Raw genomic sequence first — 11,556 nt, forward strand, 5'->3', positions numbered from 1 at the left:
GCTGTCGGTGGGCGGTCAGGCCCCCAGCCGGTAGCCACGCTTCATCACGGTCTGGATCAGGTCGACGCCGTCCAGCGGGGTGTGGTCGAAGGCTCGCCGCAGCCGCGACACCGCCATCTCGACGGCGTGGTCGTCGACGTCGGCCCAGCTCGGCGCGGCTGCCCGGATCTCGGCCGGGGACAGCACCCGGCCGGGACGGCGGGCCAGCGCCCGTAGCACCGAGATCGGGCCGGGCTGGACCGGAATCACCTGGTGGCCGATCACCATCGCCTGGCTGCGGATCTCCACCCGGTGGCCCTGCACGTCGAGCTGGAGCGACCGTCCCGGGAGTTGGTTCGCCAGGACCTTGACCAGGTCCGGCAGGGCGGGACTGTTTGCCACGTACGCGCTGAGGCCGAACGCCCGCAGTGGCTCCGCCGCCAGGTGACCCAGACAGGCGGGCACGATGTCGGCGGTCAGCGCGTTGAGCACCTCGCCGAGTACGCCGTCGGCCTCGGCCTGGCGAAGCAGGTTCTCGGTGGCGGTCGCCCCGGTCAGCGCGACGGCGTCGACCTGCCGCCGGATGATGACTCCGCACAGCCGGCGCAGGATGTCGACCCGCAGCGGCGGGAGAAACCGGTTCGTGACGACCTCGACCACGGTCGCCCCGTTGCGGCGTAGGGCCTCGCAGTACTCCCGGTGTGGCTCCGACTCGATCTGCGCCACCACCCGGCGGCCGATCATCGGCTGGGCGAGGAGATAGCGGAACAGGTCTTCGGTGGTCGTGGAGGCGGTTGCCCATATCTGGCTCAGGCCGAGATCCCGCAGCGTGTCGGCGGCGTGTCCGTCGCGGGCCAGCAGGCGGGCGTGCGTCAGCCGGTCGATGAGCGCGTCGAGGTGGCCGGTCTGCTGGACCACGCGCAGCCAGGCCCGCAGGCCCAGGCCCGACGACACGATGACCTCGTGCACCGGTCCGGTGACGCAGGAGCGGGTGGCGACGGCAACGGCCTCCGCCACCGGTTGGGCCACCGAGCGGACCGCCTGGACGTTGATCGTCCGTGCCGAGGTGGCCTCCAGCAGGGTGGCGAGGTCGTGTCGACGACGCTCCGACAGGACGGCGACCGTGTACCCCGCCAGGTCCTCCACGCTGTCCTCCTGTCACGCCGGTCAACCTCAACAGGTGCACGGTTCCGGACGGCGGTTGGCTCACTTCGATGCGACTCTTTCGTCGGGAAGAAGTGTCGCCGTAACAGGGCAGACATAGCAGCGGCGTCCAATCTCAACACCGTGACGGTTCGTTCACCGACCTGGTGCTACCGGAATTTGGGACGGCGCGCCGATCCGGACGGTGTTTCACCAGTTCAGAGCGGGCCGGCGAAGAGTTACCGGCGAGTCGGGACCGGATCCGACAAGTTGATCTTGTGAGGTGTTCGTCGGTCCCGTCACGTAGCACCCAGTTGACTTCCGGGAAACGCGGTGGTGTTGAAGACTCGGCGCAATCACCGATCGGTCGATCGGATGCGATCGATAGGCGCCGACCCGGATGGGGACGGATGAGGGCGGGCCGACCGCCAATCCGGAACCTGGGCCGGCGTCCGTCGCCCGTGGCGCCCCGGGGGTGTGGCCCCACAACCCCGGGCGCGGCCCACACCGGGGCGGCGGGCGCGCCCCCCCCTCTGCCCTTGGGGGGGGGGGGGTCGGCCGCCGGCCGCGGGGGGTAGTCCCCCCCCCCCCGCCCCCTCGACTCCGAACGCGGGGCGGGCGGCGGGTCGTCGCCCGCTCCGGTCCAGTCCCGATCCGCAGACCAGATTCAGGAGGGTCCATGATACGACGATGGGTGCCGCTCGCCGTGGCGACGGCGGTTCTTGCCACCGCCGCAGGGTGCGGTGGCGATGCCGGCCCGACGTCCGGCGCGCCGGACGCGAACCTTGCCGGCAAGACGGTCGAGGTGGCGGCCACGTGGTCCGGTGCCGAGCAGGCGAACTTCCAGGCGGTGCTGGACGCCTTCGCCGCGAAGACCGGCGCGACGGTGAAGTACACCTCCGGTGGCAACGATCTGCCGGTGCTGCTCAACAGCCGGATCGCCGGGGGTTCGCCGCCGGATGTGGCGCTGATCTCGCAGCCCGGGGTCGTGGCCGAGTTCGTGAAGCGGGGCGCGATCAAGCCGCTGACCGGTGACGCGGCCGCCGCGATCAAGGCCAACTACAGCTCGGCCTGGCAGGAACTGGGCACCGTGAACGGGCAGCTCTACGGCGTCTACTTCAAGGTGGCCAACAAGTCGGTGATCTGGTACCGGGTCGACAGCTTCGCCGACGCCGGGGTGCAGCCGCCGAAGACCTGGGACGAGCTGAAGACGGTCTCCGCCGCGCTCGCCGACTCCGGGGTGACGCCCATGGTGGCCGCCGGTGGCGACGGGTGGGTGCTGACCGACTGGTTCGAGAACACCTACCTCCGGGTCGCCGGCCCGGAAATGTACGACAAGCTGGCCAGGCACGAGATCCCCTGGACCGATCCCAGCGTGGTCAAGACGCTGACCCTGCTGGCCGACTACTGGCGTACGCCGCGCTTCCTGGCCGGCAACCCGACGCAGACCGCCTTCACGCAGGCGATCGCCGACGTGTTCGGCAAGTCGCCGAAGGGAGCGATGCTGTTCGAGGGTGACTTCGTCGCCTCAGAGATCAACAAGCTGGGTGAGTTGAAGGTCGGCGAGTCCGCGAAGTTCTTCAACTGGCCGTCAATCGACGGCTCGAAGCCGGCGGTGGTGACGGCGGGCGACCAGGCGGTCGCCTTCAAGGACACGCCGGAGGCGAACGCACTGATGGCCTTCCTCGCCTCGCCCGAGGCGGCGAAGATCATGGCGGCCAAGGGCGGGTTCATCTCGGCGAACTCAGGACTGGACGTCGCGACGTACGCGGACGACACCACCCGGGAACTCGCCGAAGCGGTGGTGAAGGCCGAATCGCTGCGCTTCGACCTGTCGGACCTCACGCCGCAGACGTTCGGCGGTGGGACCAGCGCCCACCTGTGGGTGCTGCTGCAGGACTTCCTGGCCAAGCCGATCGCCCCTGAGGCGTTGGCCCAGCAGCTCGAGGCCGCCGCGAAGAAGGACTTCGGAGGCAACTGATGACGATCACGCCCGACCCGGCCCAGGGCATCAGTCCGTCGCCTGCCCGAACAACGATCGGCCGGGCGAGCGTGGCCGATGGCCCCGGCGGCTCACGGCACGCCGCCGGCGGCCCGGGCCACCGGGACGCCCCCGACGGCCCACGGACCACCGCCGGGACCGCGGCCCGGCGACGGTCGCGGGAGACCCGCCTGATGGTCGCGCTCTTCCTCGGCCCCGCCCTGGTGCTGCTGCTGGTGCTGGTCTGCTATCCCATCGTCTACACGCTGTGGCTCAGCTTTCGCAGCGGTGACGGATCGAGGTTCGTCGGCCTCGACAACTACGTCACCATGTTCACCTCGCCGAACACCCGGCGAGCCATCCTGAACAACCTCGTCTGGGTGATCGTGGCGCCTGCCGTGGCCACCACCCTTGGGCTGATCTTCGCGGTGTTGACCGAGCGGCTGCGCCGGTCGGCCGTGCTCAAGGCAGTCCTGTTCATGCCGATGGCCATCTCGTTCCTGGCCGCCGGCGTCACCTTCCGGCTGGTCTACGACGAGAACCCGGACCGCGGCGTGCTCAACGCGGTCGCGGTGTCGGTGCACGACGCCTTCGAGTCCCCGTCGCGCTACCACGGCGTGGATGCCCGAGAGCAGGGCGAGCTGGCGCCGGTGAACGGCGGCTTCGAGTCCAGGGGGCCGGCGAACCCGGGTGAACCCGTCCACCTCGCCCTCGTGGGTCTGCCGCCGGACCGGATCCCGACCGATGCCAAGCCCGCGACGGCACCCACCGGCGGCCCCGGACTGCAGGGGGTGGTGTGGCTCGACTTCACCCGCGGCGGCGGCGGCCAGGCGGGGATTGTCGATCCCGGCGAGGTGGGGTTGCCCCAGATGACCGTCGAGGCGGTGGCCGACGGGGGCAGGGTGGTCGCCACCACCCGGACCGACGCCGCCGGGCGGTTCGCGTTCCCCGAACTCACCTCCGGCCCATACGTCATCCGGCTGCCCGCCGACAACTTCACCGAGCCGTTCAACGGCGTCACCTGGCTCGGGCCTTCACTCATCACTCCCGCCGTCATCGGGGCGTACATCTGGATCTGGGCCGGCTTCGCCATGGTGCTGGTGTCGGCCGGGCTGGCCGCCCTGCCACGGGAAGCACTCGAAGCGGCCCGGATGGACGGCGCGAGCGAGTGGCAGACCTTCCGGCACGTGACCGTGCCGCTGGTCCGGCCGGTGCTCGTCGTGGTCCTGGTCACCCTGACCATCAACGTCCTGAAGATCTTCGACCTCGTCTACGTGCTCGCACCCGAGTCGTCCCAGGACGACGCGACCGTGGTCGCCCTGGAGATGTACCGGGTGTCCTTCGGCGGCGGCCTCGACTACGGACTCGGCAGCGCCCTCGCGGTCCTGCTGTTCGCCCTGGTGCTCCCCGCGATGCTGTTCAACATTCGGCGCCTGAGGAGGGACAGCTGATGAGTCACGCCACCATCGACGCCGTACCGGAACTGATACCCGCCGGTACCGCGCGGGGCGGCCGGCCGCGACCGGGACCGTGGACCCGGTTCATGATGCGGTTCGGCAAGGCGCTGCTGCGGCTGCTGGTGGTCCTGATCGGCGTCTTCTGGCTGCTGCCGACCTTCGGCCTGGCGGTGGCGAGCCTGCGTAGCAGCGCCGACAACAGCGCCACCGGCTGGTGGACGGTCTTCACCGCACCGGCCCAACTGACCCTCGACAACTACGTCCAGGTGCTGCAGAACGAGCGGATCGTCGAATCGCTGTGGAACACGGTGCTGATCACCGTGCCGTCGACCCTGCTCGTGGTGCTGCTCGGCGCACTCGGCGCGTACGCCCTGGCCTGGATGGACTTCCCCGGCCGGGACTGGCTGTTCGCGCTGGTCGTCGCGTTGATCGTCGTGCCGATCCAGGTGGCGATCGTGCCGGACGCACGGATCTTCCGGGCCCTCGGCATCTACGGCGAGATCTCGGCGGTGGTTGCCTTCCACGTGGCCTTCGGGTTGCCGTTCGCGATCTTCCTGCTGCGGAACTTCTTCCTGAACATCCCGCGCGACCTGCTGGAGGCGGCCCGCATCGACGGCGCCCGGGAAATGCTCATCTTCGCCCGCGTGGTGCTGCCGATCGGCTGGCCGGCCATCGCCTCGCTGGCTATCTTCCAGTTCCTGTGGGTCTGGAACGACCTGCTGGTCGCGCTCGTCTTCGCCACCTCCGACAATGCCCCGATCACCTACGCCCTGCGGGAGCAGATGCGGTCGTTCTCGTCCAACCTCGACACGATCGGTCCCGGCGCGTTCCTGTCCATGCTCGTGCCGCTCGCGGTCTTCTTCGCCTTCCAGCGCTACTTCGTGCAGGGTGTCCTCGCCGGGTCAGGCAAGTAGCGAAAGGTGAATCACGGGGTGCGCGCCGGGCACGACGCAGGGGCGCGCACCCCAGCACCCAGCACCCGGGACCCGGGACCCGGGACCGGGGTGGGGCCGGACTCCGCTGACCCCACCCCGGGCATCGCCGTTCGGCGAATTCGTCGGCTGCCCGAAGTGCGTCGGTCGCCCGAGGCGATCGGCCAGCCCCGCATCTCGTGCGTGCGACCTCGGTGGTGGTGCGCCTTGTGTCGGATCTGCCTCGCGGGCATGGCCGCCACCTACCGGAAAGGAGCCGGTGATGAGCCCGTCGGAACTGCTCAGTACCAGGGCGGAGGCACTTTTCGCCTCCACGCTCCAACCGTCGACGGATCCGACGCCCGAGCAGATCCGGCAGGCGGTGCTGAACAGCGTCAGCCGGCACCGGGCGGCCGGTTGCGCGGCACTCGTCGCGCAGGAGTACGGCGACCATCCGGTGGAGGCGGTCAGTCGCATGCGCTGGGCCGTGGCCGCCGTCCGGGCGGCGTACCAACTGGTCGGGCCGTCGGCCTGACCGCCGGCATCCGGCGTCCGCGAGTACGGACCGAGGTTTCGGCTGGTCGGTGGGGGTAGTGGCGGCCGGCGAGCCAGATGGTGAGGCCCTTCATGGTGGTTGATCAGTCCATGGTCGGCCGGTCGGCCTGCTGCCTGCCGGCTGAGGACGTCTCTCCGGCGGCAGGCTCTGCGCTGTCGGCGATCCCTCGATGCCGTCAAGGACGGCGCCCGCGGACCAGCACCTCTCGGCGCCAGCTGTCCATACCCGTGCTGGATGTCCCGCTGTGCTATGCCGGGCTGGAGTTGCAGACGTCCACCGGCCTGGTCCGACTGCACGCGGAGTCGAGCGCGGTCATGCTCAGTGGCCAGCAGGTCGCCGTGCTGGCCGTCCTGATCACGGCGCGGGGGACGCCCCTCAGCCGGGAGGCGATCTGGGCCGCCATGCCGCGCGGGTATCGGCCGCCGACAGCTGCCCAGATCGGCGTGGTGATCGCCAACATCCGTAGGAAGATCGGTGCCGCACGCATTCTCACCGGGGCGGACGGCTGGTGGGTGCGGGACCCGATCGCGCCGGAACCGGTCGACGGCACCGACGTGCTGTCGTTCGGCAGCCTGCGACTCGATGTCGAGCATCGGTACGTCCTCGACGGGCCGGCTCGGTTCATCCGGCTCGGCCCGCGGGAGTTCGCCGTGCTGCGGGTACTCGTCGAGGCGCGGGGAGTGCCACGCAGCAGGAGTGGGATCTGGTCGTCGTTGCCGCCGCACGACCGGCCCGCCACGGCCGCCGCGGTGGGCGTGCACATCCACCACCTCCGGGAACGCCTCGGGCCTGACCGGATCATCACAGGCGGGGGCGGTTGGCGGCTGGCCGGCCCGGCGGATCGACGGCAGGGCTGAGTCGACGATCGGCGCGGGCCCGGTCTGCCTCCACCGCCGAGAAGTCCACGGTGCTGCGGCGCCGGTCGAGTTGTCAGGGTGTGGCCCTCTCCGCCGCGCCGATCCGGCCCTCACCCAGTAGGGGGTGAGCGGACGATACCGACGCGAGCCCATTGCGGATAGTGTTCTCGGCCGTACCGTCCGCTCGCCTGAAGGGTTCTGCTATGGCCTTTGGTCATCGATGGCTGGTGCGAACTGCCGCCGCGCTGCTCCTCCTTGCCGGGACGGCTACCCCCGTCGGGTCCGCCTCGGCGGCGGACACGGGTGCGAAGTTCACGTTCGATCTGGCCGGTACGACGATTCCGCTGGGGGTCGAAAGGAAGAGGGTCCACCTGAGACTCACCAACTTGACCGACAAGACCCCGAGTGAGGTCATTTTCTACGTCCGCTCCCTCGAGCTGGACTCGTCCAAAGCATCACTCATATGGCCGGAGGGCGGTGGCTCCGGTGAGTGTGACGGCGACTACTCGGGTTGGTACTGCCGTATCGAATCGAGCCTGTTTCCGGAGCTGCTGCCGGCACCCGGCGGGACGGTGGATCTTCCCATCGACATTCGTATCCACGAGAAACAGAAGCCCTACGAAGGCAGGTTCCACGTCGAGGCCGGCATGGCCTGGGGTGAGGACAGGACGCCACTTGCCGGCAAATGGGTCACGCTCACGTTGGTCGACGATCCCGAATCCGACCTGTCGGTGGTGGCGCCGGACGTGAAGCAGTCGGTGCGGGTCGGTGCGGGCGGCCGGCTCGCATCCACCGGGCCGTTGAACCCGGGCGAGACGGGCGCGGTGCGGTACCGGGTCGTCAACCAGGGCCGGAAGGCAGTCAGCGGCGTCAAGGCCACGCTGCACCTGCCCAAGGGTGTGACGTTCACCCGACCGCCGAAGGAGTGTGCGGTCGGCGACGACGGGCGGTCAGCGGTCTGCACCTACGACACGCTCGCGCTCGTACCGGCCAGCCAGGACACCAACCCGAATGACAGCGTCTACTCCGCTGTCGAGTTGCACAATCTGGCGACGGTGTCGGCCGCCACCAAGGCACCCGTCACCTTGGCGGGCGGGACCGTGCAGGTCGAGGGTCTGACCGAGCGAACGGACATCCGCTCCGGCCCGGAGCATGCCGAACTTCCGGCGAACGCCGTCGCCGTACGGGCAGCCGACGTGGACGACAGCGACAACGAGGACGGGTTCGCCGTCGTGGTCGCCGCGAGCGGCAGTGGCGGGGGCGGCGACGATGACGGCGGCAGCGGTGGCGGCGGGGGTGACCTGCCGATCACCGGGCCGCAGTCCGGGCTGATCGCCGGAGCCGGTCTCGCCATGGTGGCGGGTGGCGGCATCATGTTGCTCCTCGCCCGGCGCCGCCGCGCGGTCCCGATGATCAGCGGGGACGAGACGCCCGCTGTCTGACGTGTCATCCACCGGCCCGCGAGGGCCGTTCAGGTAGAAGGGCGGGATGGGAAACCATCCCGCCCTTCGCTTTCCGGCAAGCACGTCGGGTACGAGCACCACCCATCTGAGGCACCGCGACCACTCCGTCGTCTCGTGGACGCGTTCAAGCGGTGGCCTCGCGGATCATCGGCCCCAAGCCCAGGCGTTCTCCCGCGAGGCGGTTGCCGTACCGGTGCCACTCCGGAAGTTGTTAAGCTGGTGCAGCGCGGCGGAGACCGCGATGAGAGCGCGAGGGAGCGGACTGTGGTGACGGGGGACGACGACATCTCGGGGTGAGCGGCCCCGGCCGCCTGCCGGCGTGCGCCGGTGCGGCGTGTCTCGTCGTAGATCTGTCTGCCCGACCGGGGTGTCTGTCGCGTCCCCGGCTCTCTTCCGAGGGTGTCTCCCGATGTCTGACGTCTGCATTGTTTGTACGAACCTGTCCTTTTCCTGGCCGGACGACACTCCGGTCTTCCAGGACCTGTCCTTCACCGTGCCGCCCGGCCGTACGGGCCTGGTCGCGCCGAACGGCGCCGGCAAGACGACCCTGCTCCGGCTGATCGCGGGTGACCTCACCCCGACCGGTGGCGGCGTGACGGTCGAGGGTGTGCTCGGCTACCTGCCGCAGGACCTGCCCCTGGCCGGTGACCTGACCGTCGCCGAGGTGCTCGGGGTCGACGCGACCCTCGCGGCCCTGCGCGCCATCGAGGCGGGTGACGCGGCGGAGGAGCACTTCACGGCCGTCGGGGACGACTGGGACGTGGAGGAGCGCAGCCGCACCGAACTCGACCGGCTGGGCCTCGGTGACGTGGGGTTGGACCGGCGCCTGCGCACGCTCAGCGGCGGGCAGGTGGTGTCGCTCGGCCTGGCGGCGCAACTGCTCAGGCGCCCGGACGTGCTGCTGCTGGACGAGCCGACCAACAACCTCGACATCGACGCGCGGCACCGGCTGTACGAGGTGCTGGAGGGCTGGTCCGGGTGCCTGCTGGTGGTCAGCCACGACCGGGTCCTGTTGGACCGGATGGATCGCATAGCCGAGCTCGACCGTGGTGAGGTGCGCCTGTTCGGCGGGAACTTCACCGCGTACGAGGAGGCGTCGCGCGTGGCACGCGAGGCGGCGGAGCGGACCGTGCGCAGCGCCGAGCAGGACGTGAAGCGGGAGAAGCGGGAGATGCAGCAGGCCCGGGAGCGGGCCGACCGCCGGGCCAGCAACGCCGCCCGCAACCTCGGCAACGCCGGCCTGGCCCGCATCGTCGCCGGTGGGCTCAAGCGCAGCGCCCAGGAGTCGGCCGGCCGGGCACAGCAGGCACACGCCAACCGGGTCAGCGAGGCCCAGAGCCGGCTCGACGAGGCCAGCCGGACGCTGCGCGACGACCAGGCCCTGACCCTGGACCTGCCCGACACCACCGTTCCCGCCGGCCGCACCGTGTTCGCCGGCGAGCGTATGCAGGTCTACCACGGCGACCGGGCCGTGTTCGCCGGCGACGGCGCCGACCTGACCATCCGGGGACCGGAGCGGATCGCGCTGACCGGCCCCAACGGCGCCGGAAAGTCCACCCTGCTGCGTCTGTTGCAGGGGGACCTCCAGCCGGACGCCGGGCAGGTGCACCGCGCCGCCGGCCGCGTCGCGTACCTGTCGCAACGCCTGGACCTGCTGGATCTCGACCGGACGGTCGCGGAGAACTTCGCCGCGTACGCCCCCGACCGGCCGCAGGCCGAACGGATGAACCTGCTCGCCCGGTTCCTGTTCCGCGGCGCCCGAGCCCACCTCCCCGCCGGGGTGCTCTCCGGCGGCGAACGGCTGCGGGCCACCCTCGCCTGCGTCCTCTACGCCCAGCCGGCACCCCACCTGCTGCTGCTCGACGAACCCACCAACAACCTCGACCTGGTCAGCGTGGGCCAACTGGGAAGCGCCCTGACCGCCTACCGGGGTGCGTTCGTGGTGGTCAGCCACGACGAACGGTTCCTCACCGACATCGGTGTGCAGCGGTGGCTCCGCCTCGACGGCGGTCACCTGCGCGAGATCCCCGCACCCGACCGCGCCTGACCGCCGACTCCGCCCTGCTCCGGGCCACGGGCCGTGCCGGCCCGTGGCCCGGGGCACCCCGAAGGTGACCCCTATGCCCGAAGCACTGCTCGCTCACGACCTCGTCCATACCCTCGGCAGCCGTCGCGTGCTGGACGGGGTCTCCCTCACCGCGGCCCCCGGCCGCCGGATCGGCCTGATCGGCGAGAACGGCACCGGCAAATCCACCCTGCTCCGCCTGCTCGCCGGTGCGGACGAACCGGACGCCGGCAGCGTCGTTCGCCCACCGGACCTCGGCTATCTGCCGCAGGAAGCCCCCTACGACCCGGCCGCGACCGTGGCGGACGTGCGCGACGACGCCCTGCGCGAGGCCCGTGCCGTCCTCGCCGACCTCGATCGGCTCGCCGACCGGCTCGCCCGCACCGCCGACGACACACCCGACCACGAACGGCTGCTCGCCGATTACGGCGATCTGCTCGACCGCGCCCAGGACATCGACGCCTGGGGCGCCGAGCGACGCGCCGGCATGGTCCTCGCGGCACTCGGTCTCGGCGATGTGGCACCGGAGCGGGCGCTCGCCGCGCTCTCCGGCGGCCAGCGCGGCCGGCTCGCGCTCGCCGCCCTGCTCATCCGCCTGCCCTCGGCGCTGCTGCTCGACGAACCCACCAACCACCTCGACGACGCCGCGGCGGCCTTTCTCGAGCAGCAGTTGCGCGACCTGCCCGGGGCCGTCGTCGTAGCCAGCCACGACCGGGCCTTCCTCGACGCGGTCTGCACCGACCTGATCGACCTCGACCCCGCTGTCGCCGGCCCGGTCCGCTTCGGCGGCACCTACCGGGACTATCTGGCTCACCAGCGCAACGAGCGGGAGCGGTGGCAGCGACGCCACGCCGAACAGCAGGAGGAACTGGCCGAGCTGCGCCGGCAGCTCGCGGTGACCGCGCACGAGGTCGCGCCGGGCCGGGACCGGCGTGACAACGAGAAGATGGGATACGGCCACACCGCCGGCAGGGTGCAGAACCAGATCGCCCGACGGGTACGCGCTGCCGGCCGCCGGCTCGACGACCTCGAACGTGCCGCCGTCGCGGCACCACCCGAACCGCTGCGGTTCCGCGCGACCGCGCTCGCCACCGCCACCGCCGACGGGACCCTCGTCAGCCTGCGTCACGTGCGGATACCCGGC

General features: G+C 70.9%; 9 protein-coding genes. 8 read left to right on the top strand and 1 reads right to left on the bottom strand.

Going from position 1 to position 11,556, the window contains the following annotated elements; genetic code table 11:
• Nucleotides 1–15 precede the first annotated feature (15 nt).
• A complete protein-coding gene (locus AB0L34_RS07170; protein WP_363702652.1) occupies nt 16–1,125 on the bottom strand; it encodes a uroporphyrinogen-III synthase in 1,110 nt (369 codons plus the stop codon).
• Nucleotides 1,126–1,801: 676 nt separating this feature from the next.
• Between AB0L34_RS07170 and AB0L34_RS07175 the strand changes: the two genes are divergently transcribed.
• From AB0L34_RS07175 to AB0L34_RS07210, 8 genes are all read left to right on the top strand, one after another.
• Nucleotides 1,802–3,103 (top strand): extracellular solute-binding protein, encoded by a 1,302-nt coding sequence (locus tag AB0L34_RS07175; RefSeq protein ID WP_363702654.1) that lies wholly within the window; start codon nt 1,802–1,804, stop codon nt 3,101–3,103.
• On the top strand, nt 3,103–4,554 hold the full coding sequence (locus tag AB0L34_RS07180; RefSeq protein ID WP_363702656.1) for an ABC transporter permease subunit: 1,452 nt from the start codon (nt 3,103–3,105) through the stop codon (nt 4,552–4,554). The genes AB0L34_RS07175 and AB0L34_RS07180 overlap by 1 nt, the downstream gene beginning before the upstream one ends.
• Nucleotides 4,554–5,474, top strand: a complete 921-nt coding sequence (locus AB0L34_RS07185; RefSeq protein WP_363702658.1) for a carbohydrate ABC transporter permease — start codon at nt 4,554–4,556, stop codon at nt 5,472–5,474. Before AB0L34_RS07180 ends, AB0L34_RS07185 begins: the two co-directional genes overlap by 1 nt.
• A gap of 280 nt (nt 5,475–5,754) precedes the next feature.
• Nucleotides 5,755–6,006 (top strand): hypothetical protein, encoded by a 252-nt coding sequence (locus AB0L34_RS07190; protein ID WP_363702660.1) that lies wholly within the window; start codon nt 5,755–5,757, stop codon nt 6,004–6,006.
• Nucleotides 6,007–6,254: 248 nt separating this feature from the next.
• Nucleotides 6,255–6,884, top strand: a complete 630-nt coding sequence (locus AB0L34_RS07195; protein ID WP_363702661.1) for a winged helix-turn-helix domain-containing protein — start codon at nt 6,255–6,257, stop codon at nt 6,882–6,884.
• 203 nt (nt 6,885–7,087) lie between these two features.
• Complete coding sequence (locus tag AB0L34_RS07200) at nt 7,088–8,326, top strand: hypothetical protein (RefSeq protein ID WP_363702663.1); 1,239 nt, start codon at nt 7,088–7,090, stop codon at nt 8,324–8,326.
• 430 nt (nt 8,327–8,756) lie between these two features.
• Nucleotides 8,757–10,394, top strand: a complete 1,638-nt coding sequence (gene abc-f / locus AB0L34_RS07205; protein WP_363702665.1) for a ribosomal protection-like ABC-F family protein — start codon at nt 8,757–8,759, stop codon at nt 10,392–10,394.
• 73 nt (nt 10,395–10,467) lie between these two features.
• On the top strand, nt 10,468–11,556 hold a 1,089-nt coding region (locus AB0L34_RS07210; RefSeq protein WP_363702667.1), incomplete at its 3' end, for an ATP-binding cassette domain-containing protein.

Origin of the sequence: Micromonospora sp. NPDC052213, assembly GCF_040679695.1 — a bacterium.
Classification (GTDB): domain Bacteria; phylum Actinomycetota; class Actinomycetes; order Mycobacteriales; family Micromonosporaceae; genus Micromonospora.